Origin of the sequence: Sphingobium xenophagum (assembly GCF_002288285.1) — a bacterium.
Lineage (GTDB): Bacteria > Pseudomonadota > Alphaproteobacteria > Sphingomonadales > Sphingomonadaceae > Sphingobium > Sphingobium xenophagum.
Genome location: NZ_CP022745.1, coordinates 646,579 through 662,076, shown reverse-complemented (window position 1 = coordinate 662,076; position 15,498 = coordinate 646,579). Strand labels below are relative to the sequence as shown.

General features: G+C 64.0%; 20 protein-coding genes and 1 pseudogene. 7 read left to right on the top strand and 14 right to left on the bottom strand.

Annotation, left to right across the window (positions count from 1 at the left end):
- Positions 1-39: 39 nt before the first annotated feature.
- Positions 40-798: a class II aldolase/adducin family protein gene (locus CJD35_RS03285; RefSeq protein ID WP_017181943.1), complete on the bottom strand. Its 759-nt coding sequence runs from the start codon at positions 796-798 to the stop codon at positions 40-42.
- A gap of 226 nt (positions 799-1,024) precedes the next feature.
- Between CJD35_RS03285 and rpsU the strand changes: the two genes are divergently transcribed.
- Positions 1,025-1,231 (top strand): 30S ribosomal protein S21, encoded by a 207-nt coding sequence (gene rpsU / locus CJD35_RS03280; RefSeq protein WP_006957190.1) that lies wholly within the window; start codon positions 1,025-1,027, stop codon positions 1,229-1,231.
- A 73-nt stretch (positions 1,232-1,304) separates the two neighbouring features.
- On the top strand, positions 1,305-1,868 hold the full coding sequence (locus tag CJD35_RS03275; protein WP_026002186.1) for an FKBP-type peptidyl-prolyl cis-trans isomerase: 564 nt from the start codon (positions 1,305-1,307) through the stop codon (positions 1,866-1,868).
- Positions 1,869-2,229: 361 nt separating this feature from the next.
- On the opposite strand, the gene CJD35_RS03270 is transcribed toward CJD35_RS03275, so the two are convergent.
- From CJD35_RS03270 to flgB, 13 genes and pseudogenes are all read right to left on the bottom strand, one after another.
- Positions 2,230-3,282, bottom strand: coding sequence for a flagellar motor protein MotB (locus CJD35_RS03270; RefSeq protein ID WP_017181940.1), 1,053 nt, complete (start codon positions 3,280-3,282; stop codon positions 2,230-2,232).
- A gap of 3 nt (positions 3,283-3,285) precedes the next feature.
- On the bottom strand, positions 3,286-4,149 hold the full coding sequence (gene motA / locus CJD35_RS03265) for a flagellar motor stator protein MotA (RefSeq protein ID WP_017181939.1): 864 nt from the start codon (positions 4,147-4,149) through the stop codon (positions 3,286-3,288).
- 128 nt (positions 4,150-4,277) lie between these two features.
- The gene (locus tag CJD35_RS03260; RefSeq protein WP_017181938.1) at positions 4,278-5,123 is read right to left on the bottom strand and encodes a flagellin; all 846 of its coding nucleotides are present in this window, start codon (positions 5,121-5,123) and stop codon (positions 4,278-4,280) included.
- Between the two features lie 19 nt (positions 5,124-5,142).
- A complete protein-coding gene (flgK, locus tag CJD35_RS03255; protein ID WP_095686793.1) occupies positions 5,143-6,480 on the bottom strand; it encodes a flagellar hook-associated protein FlgK in 1,338 nt (445 codons plus the stop codon).
- Positions 6,477-6,788, bottom strand: a complete 312-nt coding sequence (locus CJD35_RS03250; protein ID WP_017181936.1) for a rod-binding protein — start codon at positions 6,786-6,788, stop codon at positions 6,477-6,479. Before CJD35_RS03250 ends, flgK begins: the two co-directional genes overlap by 4 nt.
- Positions 6,788-7,876 carry a flagellar basal body P-ring protein FlgI gene (locus tag CJD35_RS03245; protein ID WP_026002185.1) on the bottom strand — a complete coding sequence of 363 codons (1,089 nt, stop codon included), beginning with the start codon at positions 7,874-7,876 and terminating at the stop codon, positions 6,788-6,790. The genes CJD35_RS03250 and CJD35_RS03245 overlap by 1 nt, the downstream gene beginning before the upstream one ends.
- Before the next feature lie 173 nt (positions 7,877-8,049).
- Positions 8,050-8,726 (bottom strand): annotated as a pseudogene (locus tag CJD35_RS03240) (flagellar basal body L-ring protein FlgH).
- A gap of 8 nt (positions 8,727-8,734) precedes the next feature.
- On the bottom strand, positions 8,735-9,523 hold the full coding sequence (gene flgG / locus CJD35_RS03235) for a flagellar basal-body rod protein FlgG (RefSeq protein ID WP_017182998.1): 789 nt from the start codon (positions 9,521-9,523) through the stop codon (positions 8,735-8,737).
- A 71-nt stretch (positions 9,524-9,594) separates the two neighbouring features.
- Complete coding sequence (locus CJD35_RS03230) at positions 9,595-10,338, bottom strand: flagellar basal body rod protein FlgF (protein WP_017182999.1); 744 nt, start codon at positions 10,336-10,338, stop codon at positions 9,595-9,597.
- Positions 10,339-10,411: 73 nt separating this feature from the next.
- The gene (locus CJD35_RS03225) at positions 10,412-11,257 is read right to left on the bottom strand and encodes a flagellar hook-basal body complex protein (RefSeq protein WP_017183000.1); all 846 of its coding nucleotides are present in this window, start codon (positions 11,255-11,257) and stop codon (positions 10,412-10,414) included.
- 60 nt (positions 11,258-11,317) lie between these two features.
- The gene (locus CJD35_RS03220) at positions 11,318-11,974 is read right to left on the bottom strand and encodes a flagellar hook assembly protein FlgD (RefSeq protein WP_017183001.1); all 657 of its coding nucleotides are present in this window, start codon (positions 11,972-11,974) and stop codon (positions 11,318-11,320) included.
- Positions 11,971-12,381: a flagellar basal body rod protein FlgC gene (gene flgC, locus CJD35_RS03215; RefSeq protein ID WP_026002365.1), complete on the bottom strand. Its 411-nt coding sequence runs from the start codon at positions 12,379-12,381 to the stop codon at positions 11,971-11,973. Before flgC ends, CJD35_RS03220 begins: the two co-directional genes overlap by 4 nt.
- 2 nt (positions 12,382-12,383) lie before the next feature.
- On the bottom strand, positions 12,384-12,752 hold the full coding sequence (flgB, locus tag CJD35_RS03210; RefSeq protein WP_017183003.1) for a flagellar basal body rod protein FlgB: 369 nt from the start codon (positions 12,750-12,752) through the stop codon (positions 12,384-12,386).
- A 253-nt stretch (positions 12,753-13,005) separates the two neighbouring features.
- Here flgB and CJD35_RS03205 point away from each other — a divergent pair, with 253 nt between their 5' ends.
- The 5 genes from CJD35_RS03205 to CJD35_RS03185 all read left to right on the top strand — a co-directional run bounded on the left by CJD35_RS03205 (position 13,006) and on the right by CJD35_RS03185 (position 15,444).
- A complete protein-coding gene (locus CJD35_RS03205) occupies positions 13,006-13,674 on the top strand; it encodes a MotA/TolQ/ExbB proton channel family protein (RefSeq protein ID WP_017183005.1) in 669 nt (222 codons plus the stop codon).
- Complete coding sequence (locus CJD35_RS03200) at positions 13,671-14,165, top strand: flagellar motor protein MotB (protein ID WP_017183006.1); 495 nt, start codon at positions 13,671-13,673, stop codon at positions 14,163-14,165. Before CJD35_RS03205 ends, CJD35_RS03200 begins: the two co-directional genes overlap by 4 nt.
- A 68-nt stretch (positions 14,166-14,233) precedes the next feature.
- The gene (locus CJD35_RS03195) at positions 14,234-14,800 is read left to right on the top strand and encodes a flagella basal body P-ring formation protein FlgA (RefSeq protein ID WP_026002366.1); all 567 of its coding nucleotides are present in this window, start codon (positions 14,234-14,236) and stop codon (positions 14,798-14,800) included.
- Positions 14,801-14,844: 44 nt separating this feature from the next.
- Positions 14,845-15,123, top strand: coding sequence for a flagellar biosynthesis anti-sigma factor FlgM (gene flgM / locus CJD35_RS03190; RefSeq protein ID WP_017183008.1), 279 nt, complete (start codon positions 14,845-14,847; stop codon positions 15,121-15,123).
- A 12-nt stretch (positions 15,124-15,135) separates the two neighbouring features.
- The gene (locus tag CJD35_RS03185) at positions 15,136-15,444 is read left to right on the top strand and encodes a hypothetical protein (RefSeq protein WP_017183009.1); all 309 of its coding nucleotides are present in this window, start codon (positions 15,136-15,138) and stop codon (positions 15,442-15,444) included.
- Positions 15,445-15,498: the final 54 nt, after the last annotated feature.

The window sequence follows — 15,498 nt, the reverse complement described above, 5'->3', positions numbered from 1 at the left end:
CCAGCCACCTCGCTCGCCGGGGGAGGACAACAAGTCTCCCTAATCCCGCCAGCTCCGGTCCACCCGGTCGATCAGCCGCACCATCGCCTGGAAATCCGGGACGCCCGGCCCCACCGGCAGTTGCACCCCGGCCAGATCGCGCTGATGCACCGCGATCACCTCCGCGCTCAGTTCCACCGGCGTTCCCGCCGCGCCAGCCGCCACCTGAATCTCGCATGCGCGCTGGAGCAGCCAATGTTTGAGGAACGCCTCTGGCAGGCTCTGCGCCATCACCAACGTGCCATGGTTGCGCAGCATCATCACCCGCTTGTCGCCCAGATTGGCGATCAACCGCTCGCCCTCCTCGCTGCGGATCGTGACGCCCTCAAAATCATGATAGGCGATTTGCCCGGCAAAGGCGGCGGCATAGAATCTGATCGGGCGCAGTCCCTCGGCGGTGGCGCTCACCGCCATGCCCGCCGTGGTGTGGGTGTGGATGATGCAATGGGCGTCGGGCAGATGGCGGTGGAACACGCTATGCTGGACAAATCCGGCGCGGTTGACCGGATAGGGGCTGCCATCCAGCACCGCGCCGTCAATGTCGATCTTGACCAGATTGGACGCGGTCACTTCATGATAGCCCAGGCCGAACGGGTTGATCAGGAAGGCGCTTTCCTCTCCGGGCACCCGCACGGTGATGTGGTTATAGATGAGCTCGGACCAGCCCATATGGTCGAATATGCGGTAGCAGGCGGCCAGCTGCTGGCGCGCCTCCCATTCGGCGGCGGACATATCGGGGCGTTTTGCGGCGCTGGCCATGGGCGATCCTCTCTTATATCATGGCCAGGACTATCCGCTTTCCGCGCCCGTTAGTCCATAGTGCGGGCTTTAGGGTTGAATTGCTGCGACTCTGCTGGTAGGGCGCGCCCCACACGGCGTAGGGCGACCTGCGACGACTCACAGGCTTTGCTATTGCGACGGGCTGTCGGGACGGATTGAAAAATCCCGGCAAAAGGCTCGTTTTCGATTGGAGATTGACGGACTTATGCAGATCATCGTTCGCGACAATAATGTCGACCAGGCCCTCCGCGCGCTCAAGAAGAAGCTGCAGCGTGAAGGCGTGTATCGCGAAATGAAGCTGCGTCGTCACTACGAAAAGCCGTCGGAAAAGCGCGCCCGTGAAAAGGCCGCCGCCGTGCGCCGCGCCCGCAAGATGGATCGCAAGCGCGCCGAGCGCGACGGCGCGAAGTAAGCGCCGCCGGGGCGGCCCGTGCCGTCCCGCTTTCCTGCTGCCTGCCTGCCCCTGAATTGCGAGAAGCGTCGCCATGTCCACAACGGCCGTTCCCCTTCGTCCTATCGCCAGGGGGTCTTTGACGCGCCTCTGGATTGGTGTCGCCGCGCTTGCGCTGGCGGCTGGCGGTCTGGCCTGGGCCGGGCAGCAGGGCGTCAAAGCCTCGCCCGCTACCTTCATGGCGCAGAATGCCGATGCTGAAGGCGTGATCACCACTCCGTCGGGTCTGCAATATAAGGTGCTGGCAGAAGGCACTGGTCCCAGCCCTACCACCGCCGACGTGGCGCTGGTAGGCTATAAGGGCACGCTGCTCGACGGCACAGTGTTCGACGAAAATCCGCAGGCGCCGATGCCGATCGACGGCGTCGTCCCCGGCTTCTCTGAAGGCCTGCAAAAGATGAAGAAGGGCGGCAAATACCGCCTCTGGATCCCGCCGCAGCTTGGCTATGGCGATCAGGCCGCAGGTCCGATTCCCGCCGGTTCGATCCTGGTCTTCGACGTCGAACTGCACGACTTCAAGTCGCGCGCCGAAATCATGCAGATGCAGCAGATGATGCAGCAACAGCAAGGCGCAGCAGGCGCCCAGCCGCCGCGCTGATCACACGCAAAGCCGAATGAGACAAAAGGGGCCGCCAAAACGGCCCCTTTTTTGTGCGCCGGGTAGATGACGCCAGCGCGAAGCAAGGCTCCCTTCCCCCTTGGGGATCGACGCTGGTGGCGCGCGGCGCCGTGAGGGTGTCACGCCCTCGTCCTTAAAGGAAGAGGGGTTAGACGGAGGGTCCAAAAGCGATCAAAAGTTGCCTCTGGAATATGCTGTGCCGCGACTTGGAATCGGCCATTTCCTTGATCGTCACCCCAGCCTTCGCTGGGGTGACGGTGAAAGGCATGTCTCCTTTACGGTGCTTGCACCTGTAAACCAGACAATCTGCTCCCCGCTCGCTCTCGCTACCCAACCATCCTCAATGCTTCCCCGGCTTCCCCGAAGTCCCAGGCGCCGTCGGGTTCAGCAGCGTCGCGCCGCCGGGCAGGCCGGTGCCGCCCATGTCCAGGCTCTGCGCTGCCTTTTTCGCCACGCGGGTCGGGTCGTCGCGTTCCTTGATCGCGGCCCTGGTTTCCGCGTCCATATCCGCATCGTCCGCATTGTTGCCGCCACGGGTCCAGCCCAGGATGATCGACATGCGCCGGTTGCGCGGGTCATAGGCGTCGTTCTTGATAAAGGGTTCGCGGTCGGCGACGCCTTCGATCCGGGCGAAGCGATTGTTGGGGATGCCGCTGTCGGCCAGCGCCTTGCGCGTCGATTCGGCGCGGGTCGATGACAGCAGCCAATTGTTCATGGTCCGGCCCGACGCATAGGGCAGGCCATCGGTATGGCCGCGCACGATCAGCGGGTTCGGCATGGTTTGCAGCACGGTCGCGACTTCGCTGATCAGCGCGCGGGCCTGCGGCACAAGCCGGTCGGTGCCCATCGCGAACATCGCGAAATCCGCTTCGTCGATCAGGTCGATGCGCAACCCTTCGCGGGTTTCGGTAAAGCGCACATTCTTGCGCAGCTTCGCCATGCCCTTCTGCCGCGCCATGCGCGCTTCCAGATCCTTCTTGATCGATTCGAACTTCTGCCGGTCGGCGGCGCGCATCGCCTTGCCGCCCTGATCCTTGGTGCCGGTCGCGTCACGCGGGATGGTGATGGACAGGTTGCCCTGGCCGCCGGTGGTCGGGTAATTTTCCTTGCCTGTGATGCTGTCGCCCCCCATCAGCCCGGTGGAGCCCGCCGAGGCCATTTTCAGCTCGACAAGGGTCGGGGTGAAATAGTCGGCTAGCGCCTTGCGCTGCTTTTCGGTGGTTGCGCCCAGCAGCCACATCAGCAGGAAGAACGCCATCATCGCGGTCACGAAATCGGCATAGGCGACTTTCCACGCACCGCCATGATGGCCGCCATGGCCATCGACGATGATCTTCTTGACGATGATCGGCCGGGGTTCCGGCTCGTTCGCGCCGCGCTTTTTTTCCGCCATGGCTTATTTGCCCCGCATGCCGTCAAACACTTCGGCAAAGCCGGGCTGGTTGGCATGGGTCAGCCCGGACCGGGCCGCCTCGATCACCAGCGGCTGCGGATGGCCGTGCAGCGAAGCGATGATGATCTGCTTGACGACATGGTAGATCGCCCCGTCCGCCTCAATCACCGAGCGGCAGCGGTTGGCGAAGGGATTGACCATGCCATAGGCGAGCAGAATGCCAAGGAAGGTGCCGACCAGCGCCGATCCGATCATCGCGCCCAGAATGGCGGGCGGCTGGTCGATCGATCCCATGGTCTTGACCACGCCCAACACCGCCGCGACGATGCCGAGCGCGGGCAGCGCGTCGGCCAGCCCTTGAAGATTGTCGGCGGGTTTGATCGCTTCATGATGGTGGGTCTTGAGGCTGTTATCCATCACCTCCTCCACCGCATGCGGATCGAGCGTGCCGGACGAGATGACGACCAGACGCAGCGTATCGCTGATCAGGTGGATCAGCGCCTTGTCCTTCATCAGCTTGGGATATTCGGTGAAGATGGTGGAGGTCGAAGGGTCTTCGATATGCGGCTCCAGCGCCACCGGTCCTTCGACCCGCAGCGTTTTCATGAGCTTGCTCACCAGAAAGATGCAGTCCAGAAAATCCTGCTTCTTGTACTTGGCGCCCTTGAACACCTTGCCCAGGCCACCGCCCAGCGCCTTGAGGTCCGATCCGCTGTTGCCGATGATGAGCGCGCCGACTGCCGCGCCGCCGATGATCAGCATTTCGTGCGGCAGCGCGTGAAGCACCGGGCCAAGATCGCCGCCGGTGAAGGCGAAGCCGCCAAACACCATGACAAGCAGGACGACCAGTCCGATGGCTGCGAACATGCGAAATTCCCCGATATAAACGATCCGGCGGCGTTTCGCCCCCGGCGGCGTCCCATGCGACGCCCTGTCATCTGGTTAATACGGACTGGTTAGCGTCCGGTTTAGGACGACGACTTAATTTCGTCGGATCAGCTGATCAGGTCGAACAATGTCCGCTGGTTGATCCGGGCGAAGGCCGATTGCGCGGCTTCCAGCTGCATCAGTTGCGCCTTCACATTGGAAATGACTTCGGTCAGGTCCGTCGATTCCAGCGCGGAGCGCCGTTCGGTCAGATCAAGGTCGATGTCGGTCAGCCGGTCGCCGACCACATCCAGCCGGTTGCTGCGCACGCCCTGCCGCGCCAGTTCCACCGTGATATGGTTTTGCCCGATCTTCATCGCGTCCAGGCTCGCCGCAACCGCATCGTCGTCCCCGCTTTGCAGGGCGGCGATGCTCTGGCCCAGCATGTCGTCGATCGACATCGGCGTGCCGTTGACGTCGATCCCTTCGGAAACTTCCTGTCTCGTCGCAACCACGGCCAGGTTGAGGCCGCGACTGACCGGCACCAGCACGCTCTGCTGATCGTCGAAAACCGATACGCCCTGATAGTCCGTCTGGTTCAGCAGTTCGCTGATGGTCGCGCGGATGGTCGACATTTCCTCGTAGATCGCGACGCGGCTGGTATCGTTGACCGATCCGTTGCGGGATGACGACACCAGTTCCTGCGCGCGGGTCAGCAGATTGTTGACCTCGTCCAGATTGGCTTCGGCATTGGCGGCGCGGGTCTTGCCATAGCTGATATTGGTCTGCCACGCGGACTGCTGCGCCTGCGCCCGGCCCACGTCGGACAGTTGCACCCATGCGAGCGCGTCGTCCGACGGCTTGTTCAGCGTGACGCCGGTGGAAATAGCGGTCTGTCCGTCGACGATATTCTGCGACAATTGCTGCTGCCGGCGGATTTCGGCGAGCATGATCTTGTTGGTGATACCTACCATGGCTCAGCCCTTTCGCGGCTCAGAGAATCTGAAGGATGGAATCGATGGTTTCCTTGGCGACCTGCAAGATCTTGGCGCTGGCCGAATAGGCCTGCTGGATGCGCAGAAGGTCGGCCGCTTCCATGTCCAGATCGACGCCGCTCACCGCTTCGCGCGCTGCGACCGCCTGGTCGCTGCGGCTTTGCGCAGTGGTGTTTTCCGACTTTGTCGCCGCCAGCAGATTGCCATGGGTGGCGATCAGCGCGGTCCAGGCCTGTTCGACGCTGCCATTGCCACGCAGGGTGGACGTGACGGTCAGCAGGTTGCCGTTCAGCGTGCCGTTCGATGATCGGGTGGCCAGTTCCGCCGGATCGGTGATCAACGCCGCGACACTGGCCGCGCTGCCGCCATAGGATAATAGCGCCGCGCCGGCATTGCCGGCATCGGTGACGCCCTGCGCGTGCCAGGCGTTCATGTCGGTGACGAATTGCCCGGCAATCGTGTCGAGGCTTGCGCGGCGGTCGGTGACGGTACTGGCCGCAGAAAACAGGCCGCCCAGCGCGCCATTGGCTGGCGTGGCGAGCGCCGTGCCGTCGGCCAGCGTCAGGGCCAGCGTGCCGTCGGCATTGCTGTTCGCCACCAGGCTGGCGGCGACATTGCCCTGTACCAGCGTTTGCCCGCCATAGCTGATCTGCGCGCTGTCATGCGCGCCAAAGCTGATCGTGACGTTCAGATTTTCGGTCAGGTCCTGCAAGGCGGCGTCGCGGCTGTCGAGCAACTGCGAATAGGCAGAGGTGCCCGGCTGCGCGCGCAACAGGCTATTGTTGATGTCGGCCAGCGCTTCGAGCGAACGGTTGACCGTGCTGACCGACGCCTGCGCTTCGGTCGCAATGCCCTCCGACACGGCTTCCAGGTCCGCGGCGGTCTGGTTGAAGGCCTGCGCGACGCGGGAAATGCTGTCCAATGTGGTGACGCGCAGCGATGTGTCGGACGGGCTGGCGGCCAGCTTTTCCATATTCTGGAACATGCCGGTCATCAGCGCGCCGATGCCGGTGCCCGTGTCGTTGAGCGCATTTTCAGCGTCGCTCAGCCAGCGCAGCCGTGCGGTCGAACTGCCCAGCCCCATGCCAGTCAGCCGCACCGTGGCGTCCAGATAGGGGTCGGTGCCGCGATTGATGCTCGTCACCTGCGTGCCGCCGAAATTCGCCTTGGACACATACATGGCCATGGTGGATGTGGACGCGCCGGATTCGGCCGTCGTTACGGACCGGCGGGCATAGCCATCGGTGTTGGCATTGGCGATATTCTCGCCAATCGCCGCCATCGCGGTGCGATAGGCGCGGGTGCCCGAAGCGCCGATGATGAACAGGTCGCTCATGGCGTTGTCGTCCCGGCGGGTGCGTCAGGCGCAGGCTTGGCGCCGAACTGCTTGATCAGCAATTGCGCGATGCCCAGGCTGTTGCCGCTCGCCATCGCGTCGGCGGTGCGCGAATCGGCCATCGACTGAAACTGCTCGGTCGCGCTGGAATCGGAAATGCCTTCGGCCAGGCTGGCGGATCGCATCGCGCCGATCATCTGGCGGAGGAAAATCGCTTCGAACTGCTGCGCGGTCTTTTCCAGACTGGCCTTGTTCGCGGGCGTTGCGCCCGACGGGGCGGTCGCGGAGGATGTCGCGCTGATCTGCATCACAATACCACCAGTTCCGCTTTCATTGCGCCCGCCTGCTTGAGCGCTTCCAGGATCGCGACCATGTCGGCAGGAGATGCCCCGATGGCGTTGACCGCCTTGACTATATCGGCCAGCGACGCCCCGCCTTTAAAATTAACCATAGGTTTTTTCTGTTCGTCGATGCTGATGTTGCTCGACTCTTCCTGCGCTGTCTGGCCCCGGCTGAACGGCGCGGGCTGGACGATGCGCGGGCTTTCATTGACGCTGACGGTCAATTTGCCGTGCGCGACGGCGGCGGGATGAATACGCACCGCGCCATTGATGACGACCGTGCCGGTACGCGCGTTGACGATGACCTTGGCTGGTGCATCGGCGGGCGCAATCTCGATATTTTCGATCATGCCCATCATCAGGATGCGGTCCTCCGCCCCCGGAATGGCGTCGATCGTCACGGATACAGCGTCCATGGCGCGGGCGCGGCGATCGCCAAAGGCGCGGTTGATGCCGTCGGCTACGCGCAGCGCCGTGGTGAGGTCCGCTTCCGCAAGGTTGAAGGTCAGCGTGGGCGCGGTATCGAACCCGGTCGCCACCGCGCGCTCTACCGTCGCGCCGCCGGGGATGCGCCCGGCCGAGGGGATATTGACCGACACCTGGCTGCCATCTGCGCCGGACACGCCCAGACCGCCCACGGCCAGATTGCCTTGCGCCATGGCGTAGATTTCATTGTCCGCACCGCGAAGCGGCGTCAGGATCAGCGTGCCGCCGCGCAGCGACTTGGCCTTGCCCAGCGCCGACACGGTGATGTCCAGCCGCTGGCCGGGCTTCGAAAAAGCGGGCAGGTCTGCGGTGACCAGCACGGCCGCCGCATTTTTGAGCGCGGGATTGATCCCCTGCGGCAGCGTCAGGCCAAAGCGCGACACGACGCCCTTCATGCCCTCGGTCGCATATTGCAGGCTGTCGTCGCCCGTGCCTGCCAGCCCGACGACGATGCCATAGCCGGTCAGCTGGTTGGGGCGAACGCCCTGGAACGTGCCCAGATCCTTCACCCGTTCCGCCTGCGCGGGCACGGCGAAGGAGGCTAGCAGCAGGATCAGCGCGAGGAGAATGCGGTTATGCCATCCTCCCCTGGAAGGGGAGGGGGACCGCGCCCGTAGGGCGTGGTGGAGGGGTGTCCCGCCAACGATAGGGCGACACCCCTCCGTCTGGCCGTTGGCCAGCCACCTCCCCTTGAAGGGGAGGATGAAGGTCGGGCGCGAGGCTAGGATCACGAAACGCTCCATCAAAACGGGCTGATCTTTGAAAAGAAACTCTGCAGCCAGCCTTGCTTGCTGGCACGGGCGATCTCGCCCTTGCCGGTGTAGATGATCTTGGCATCGGCCACGCGGGTCGATGCGATGCGGTTGTCCGGGCCGATATCGGCCTGGCGGACGAGACCGCTGATCTGGATGAACTCGTCGCCGCGATTGAGCGTCAGCGCCTTTTCACCCCGCACCAGCATGGTGCCATTGGGATATGTCGCCGCGATCGTCACGGTAATCTCACCCGACAGCGCGTTGGACTGGGTCGCCCCGCCCTTGCCGTTAAAGCCGTTCTGGCCGCCCATGGCGACGTCGCTGGCCGAAAACAGCTTGGACAGCAGGCCGGTCGATGGCGGCGTCAGGCCCAGATTGCCGTCGCGGCTGGTGTCGGCGCTGTTGCTCTTGGTCGCCTGCGTCCGCTCGACCAGCACGATGGTGATGATGTCGCCCACCGCCGTGGCGCGCGCGCCGCTGGTCAGGGGGTATAGCCCATGGATGCCTGAAAGATCGAACCATTGGATGGCGGCGCGACCGGCTGCGCCACCACGGTCGGCGCATAGAGCGCGCGCTCGGTATCGCGCTTCTTGCCCGCATAAGCGGGGGCGGCGGCGAGAGCGACCAGTGATGTGGCGGTGAAGGCGATGAGGAGGGTGCGCATCAGTCCGATCACATATTCTGGTTGACGTACTGGAGCATCTCGTCCGTCGCCTTGATCATCTTGCTGTTGACCTCATAGGCGCGCTGGGTCTCGATCATGTCGACCAGTTCCTCGACGACATTGACGTTCGACGTTTCGAGGCTGCCCGATCGGATCGATCCGCGTCCTTCAAGGCCCGCGACGCCGACCTGCGGCGTACCGCTGGCGGCGCTTTCGACCAGCAGGTTGCCGCCGATCGCGGAAAGCCCCGCTGCATTCATGAAAGTCGCCAGTTCGATCTGGCCAAGCTGGGTCGGCGTCGCTTCACCCTGGAGCGTCGCGGACACGGTGCCGTCATTGCCGACCGTTACTGACGTCGCGCCTTCCGGCACGGTGATTTGCGGGATCAGCGGCAGGCCGTCGCTGGTGACGACCGTGCCTTCGGCGGTGACGCTGAAATTGCCTGCGCGGGTATAGGCGATGGAGCCGTCCGGGCGCTGGACCTGAAAGAAGCCGGAGCCTTCGATCGCCATGTCGAGCGCATTGCCGGTTTCGGTCAGCGTGCCCTGGGTGTTGATCTTGCTCGTCCCCTGCAACGACACGCCGGAGCCAAGGTTGAGGCCGGTTGCGAACTTGTTTTCGCTGTCCGAATTGGCGCCGGCCGCAATCATCTGCTGATAGGCGAGCGTTTCGAAATCGGCGCGGTCGCGCTTGAATCCGGTGGTGTTGACGTTCGCCAGGTTGTTGGCGATCACGCGCATCTTGGTGTTTTGCGCATCGAGGCCGGTGCGGGCGACATGAAGGGCGGCGTTGCTCATCGTCTCATCTCCGTAAAGCGTCGCAGTGAAGGGACGCCTGATGCCTCAATAAAAGCAAGGTTCGTGCCAGATTAACTATCAAGCCGCATCAGCGATGCGCCGCCATCGTCCAGCTGCTTGGCGGTGTCGATCAGCTTGACCTGCGTTTCAAAGGCGCGACTCGCCTCGATCATCTGGACCAGCGCGCTGGTTGGATTGACGTTCGATCCTTCGATCGATCCGCTGGTGACGGTGGCCAGCGGGTCTTGCGGCAATGCGCCGCCATTGACTTCGCGGAACAGGCCATCCGTGCCCTTGGCGATGCCGGAACCCGTCGCATTGACGAGCTTGAGCGCATCGATCCGCTGCGGATTGGCCGCGTCGCCACCCTGCGGCACGCCCCAGATACTGCCATCCTGCGCGATCGACACGCTGTCGAGCTGGGGCAGGGTGATGGGGCCGCCTTCACCCAGTACGGGCATGCCGTCGCCGGTGGTCAGCAGGCCGCTGTCACTGATCTTCAGGTCGCCGCGCCGCGTATAGGCTTCGCTGCCGTCGGCGCCCTGAACGGCGAGCAATGCATCACCGTTCAGGGCCACGTCGAGCGCATTGCCCGTCTGGGTGACCGCGCCTTGCGCCATGTCGGCGGCGATCACCTGTTCGGATGCCTGTGCGCGGGTGTCGAACGTATCGCCCTTGATCCAGCGGGTCTCGGCATTGGCGATTTCGGCGCGAAAGCCCACCGTATTGGCGTTCGCGAGATTGTTCGCGATCGACGCCTGCCGGGCCATTGCGCCGCGCATCGCGGTAAGTGCCGTATTGACGAGCCGGTCCATGGAAAATTCCTACGTTCGCTGGAAAGTCGCACCGGTCCCCACCCTGTAGGCAGAGACCGGCGCGGTTCGCTTATCAGGTGCGGATGTTGACGATGGTGGTGGTCAGCGTGTTCGCCGCCTCGATCGCCTTGCTGTTCGCCTGAAAGTTGCGCTGCGCCGCGATCAGCGACACCAGTTCGTCGGTGATGTCGACGTTGGACCGCTCCAGCGACCCGGTGTTGACCGCGCCGAACATGCCTTCATTGGCCAGACCCAGGATCGGGCTGCCACTGGCGACGGTGGACGACCAGTGTGCATCGCCCTGCTGGCGCAGGCCTTCCAGGCTGTTGAAGGACGCCATGGCGACCTGACCCAGATAGACGGTGCTGCCATCGGCATAGATGGCCGATACCAGCCCGTCCTTGGCCACGCCCACGCTGGTCAGCTGCGCGCCGTCGGGCAGACCCTGATAGGTGGTCGGCACCTGCAGATCGACCAGATCGGCAGGCGTGCTGGCAGCCGTGGGGGTCGTGGTCGGAACGCCCGTGTCGGGATCGACGGGGAAAACCTGCATGCGTGCGCCGGTGGTGTCGAGCGCGTAGCGATCGTCATCGACCGAGAAAGCGCCGTTGCGGGTGTAGCTGATCGTGCCGTCTTCAGCCTTGACCGTGAAGAAGCCTTCGCCGGTGATGGCCATGTCCAGCGTCTTGTCGGTGGTTTCGATCGTGCCTTGGGTGAATTGCTGGCTGATGCCCTGCACGCGCACACCCTGGCCAGCGACCTGATGCGTGGTCTGCATCGGCGCGGCGGCGAAAATGTCGCCGAACTGCGCCTTGCTCTTCTTGAACGCGGTCGAATTGACGTTGGCGACGTTGTTGGAAATGGCCGAAAGATCGGCCTGCGCGCCCTTGAGGCCGGACAGGGAAACATAGAAGGTCATGGCGTAACTCCCTAGGTGAACAGAAAATGGGGGTGAAAATAAGCGTGAAAAACGAGTGGATTAGCTCAGGCTGATGGCGTCCGACGGGCTGTAGGTGCCGAGCGCGGTGATGAGTTTGGATGCGGAGCCGTCCGCCGGAGACTGGACGGCGGCGATCGTCGCCCAGGTCGCGACCTTGCTGGGGGTCGCGCCCCTGACCTTGACCTGAAGCGCGGCGTTGCTGACGGTTGCGCCGGTGTCGTCCTTGCCATCCCAATAGAAGCTGACATCGCCCGCGGGCCGTGCGCCCAGATCGATCGACTTGACGACATTGCCATTGCCATCGACCAGATCGACCGATGCGCCATCGACTGCGGCGGGCAGGGTGATCTGGCCAGCATAGAGGCCATTTGCGTCCGGCGCGGCGATATTGCTCTGCACCAGCATGGATTTGCCGATCCAGCTCGCCGCATCGCCCAGGCGCGTGCCCGACAGCTGTTCCTTGATCGACGCCAGATTGGCGTTCATTTCGGCAATGCCGCTCGAATTGGTGATGGTCGCCATCTGCGACACCATTTCGGCGTTGTTGACCGGCTCGAACGGGTCCTGTGTCTGCATCTGCGCGGTGAGCAGGCGCAGGAAATCCCCCTGACCCATTTCGGATTTGCCGGTGCCGACCTTGGCAGTCGGATTATAGACCGAAAGCCCGGCGCTGTCGGTGACGGTGGATGTCGTCATTTGCCGATCCTTATGGTTTCGAGCATCAGGGACTTGGCGGTGTTGAGCACCTGCACATTGTTCTGGTACATGCGCGCCGTCTCGATCATGTCGATCATCTCGGCATTGCTATCGACCGCCGCTTCCCACACATCGCCATTGGCATCGGCCAGCGGGTGATTGGGATCGTGCCGCTTGGTCGGCTGCGCGTCGGTTGTGACCACCTTGTCGACCTTGACCGTCGACACGCCTGGGCTGTCGGTGACTGACTGGAACACCGGCTTGATCGCGCGATAGGCTTCGGCGGCGCTGCCGGTGACATTGCCCGCGTTCGCCATGTTGGAAGCCGTCGCGTTCAGACGCACCAGCTGCGCGCTCATGGCGCGACCGGCAATGTCAAAAACATTCATGGGGCCAGAGCCGCTCATGCTCATTCTCCCTTCAGTGCGCGGTTGATGGTGTTGATGCGGCCCTCAAGGAAGGAGAGGGTCGTGCGATATTTGACGGCATTTTCCGCAAACAGCGTCTGTTCGGTGCTCAGTTCCACCGTGTTGCCGTCCAGGCTGGGTTGCAGCGGGACGCGATAGCCCATGGCGTCGTCGACGGCCTTGGACACGTCAGCCGCGCCGCCGCTTGCTTGCGTCGTCGCCTGCTTCAGCGCGGCGTCGAAATCGATGTCGCGCGCCTTGTAGCCGGGGGTGGAGGCATTGGCGATGTTGGACGCGAGCAGGGACAGACGCTGCGAACGAAGCGCCAGCGCCTTTCCATGGATCCCGAACAGACTTTCTTCCACCGACATGCCTTTTGCCCTTTGCCAGGCCTAAAAGTTGGTCGACCGCTGCCGTTCTTATGCCTGATGGCGTTCGATACGGGCGATCCAGCCTGATATTCGCAAGAGCCGTGCCAATTTGCGCAGGTGACGCAGGGGTAGGGCGAAAATCCCCGGAATACGGGGCTTTGGCGGATAGGGGCGGCAAGGGCGGCAAGAAATTGCCGGTCGGCGGCACTGCCTTGCCGCTGTCCGGTGACGGCCAAAATGGGGACGAATTTGCATGATCGCGATGATGGGCCATCTGTTCGACCCGCTGACATTATTGGCCATGGTCGCGGGCATAATATTGGTCGCGCTGTTCCAGAACGGGGTCGCGGCGCTTGGCCGGGCGATCGCGGCGCTCGTGCCGCTGGTCACTGCCGATCCGACGCGGGATCGTGATGCGGCGCGCGCCGCCATGCTCAAAATCGATCAGGTGGCGCAGCTGCGCGGCCTGTCCTGCACTGACCGGGTCAAGACCGCCAATCCCTTCCTGACCGAAGCCGCCCGCAGGCTCGCCAACAGCGACCGCGCCGACCTGTTCGAATTATGGGCGGCGCAGGCGCTGGCCGACCGGGCGCAGCGCCATGCCGGTGCGCGCAATGTATGGTTGTCGATCGCTGATGCCGCGCCCGCGCTGGGCATGGCCGGGACGATCATCGGCCTTATTGGCATGTTCGCGGCGATGGATGATCCCGCCGCGCTCGGCCCCGCCATGGCGCTGGCGCTGCTCACCACCTTTTATGGCGTCGTCATCGCCAATATGATCGCAGCGCCCATTGCCGCCCGCCTGGCCGACCTGTCCGAACGCGAACTGGCGTGGCAGCAGGAGGTCGTCGCCCGGATGCTGGGCATCGCGCGGCGCGAAAATGCACCGCTGCGCCGGGCGTCGATCCGCGAAGTCGCATGAGCGCGCCCACCACCGTCGCCGCGCGGCGCAACCGCTGGGCGGTCAGTTTCGCCGATCTTTTGCTTCTGCTGCTGGCCTTCTTCGTCCTGTTGCAGGCCAGCGGATCGCGCCGCGACGCCATGCTGGGGCAGGTCGCGCAGCAATTTGGCGGCCGCGTCATGCGGCCGGGCGTGGAGATTCGCGCGGTCGAACTGTTCGTGCCAGGCGAAGCCATGCTCACCGATCAGGGCCGCGCCCGCCTCTCCGTCATTGCCCGCCAATATGCCGGGCAAGCCAGTGGCGTGGAAATTCGCAGCCATGGCAGCGACCGCGCGCGCCAGCGTTTCGACGACTGGGATCTTGCGGCCGCCCGTCTCGGCGCAGTCGCCCGCGCGCTCAAGCTGGACGGCATACCGCAGGATCGGTTGCGGATTCGCGGCCTCGATCAGGCCGATGGCAGGGGCGGGCAGGGGCAGGTGATCCGCATCGCGCCGGGCGCCAAGACCGAATAACAGCCCAAACTGGCACGGATATTGCTGAATTCCCCGGAAAGACCCTCCGTCTTTTCAGGAGACAGAATGTGTTTCGAGCCAAGCCAATCCTTCTTGCCGCCATTGCCCTTGTGGCCGCGCAACCCGCGCTGGCGCAGCAGAAGTTCGAGAATCTGGACCGGATCGACAGTCTGGTCGCGATGACCGTAGGCGCCAATCTGGGTGAACCGGGCGGCCCCGTCGCGCCGGTCGACCGCCGCCTGAAGCTTGCCGCTTGCCCCACCACCCCCGCGGTCGATGGCCCCATGTTCGGCGCTGCGATCGTCAAATGCGATGCGCTGGGCTGGCGCATTCGCGTGCCGCTGGTCGCGGGAGCATCCGCCGCCACGTCGGGCGCTGTGCCGCGCACCGCTGCCGCCAACCGTTTCACCCCCGCTGCCCGCCCGGCCCCGGCGGAAAATGTCGTCAAGCGCGGCGATCCGGTGCAGTTGATGGCCGGCAACGCTGCCTTCAGCGTCTCTCGCGTGATGATCGCGGATGAAGATGGCGCGGTCGGCGAAACCATCCGGGTGCGCGAGGACAAGAAGTCCGCACCGATTTTTGCGCAAGTTGTGGAAATGGGACTTGTGCGTATTCCTGGATTTAAGGATTTCTGAACCTGTCCGTTATAGGTGTAAGGGACGAGTGAAGGATTAGACCCATGATTAAGTCCGTCGGCCAAAGCATCAGCGCCGCCATAGAGGCGAACCGCCTGCGTGAAGGGGGCAAGACGCGCGCGTCGTCGGCCACCGGCTCGACCACCGCTTCGTCGTCGGCATCGTCGGCCAGCCCAGCTTCGCGCATGGCGGCGGAAGGCGCGCCGATCGACATGGATCGTGTCGCCGCCATCAAGGCCGCGATCGCGTCGGGCAACTACCCCGTCAACCCATCGGCCATTGCCGAGCGCATGGTCGCGCTCGACCTGCCGGTCGCTGGTTAAGGAACCGGGCAGATGTCGCTTGGCCTTGCTGCGCTGGACGATCTGTTCGAAGCGTTCGAGGATCTGCGCGACGTGCTGGATGGCAATGATGCCGCGGCGATCGAGATCGCCAGCAACCGGGTAAGCCACAGCGCCGCCGCCATCCGCGCCATCGGGGCATGGCGTTCCGAACCCCAGACCGTTGCGCGGCTTAGCGCGATGCTCCCTTTGATCGACAGCGCGCGGATACGGGTCAATCTGCTCGCCGATCATGCGAATCAGCGGCTGGCGATGCTCGCCGCCCATGGCGCGCGCAACGCCCCGCTGACCTACAGCCGCTAAAAAGGGCGACCAAACGCCAAGAGGAAATAACGGCGCCCATCGGCGCCGTTTTTC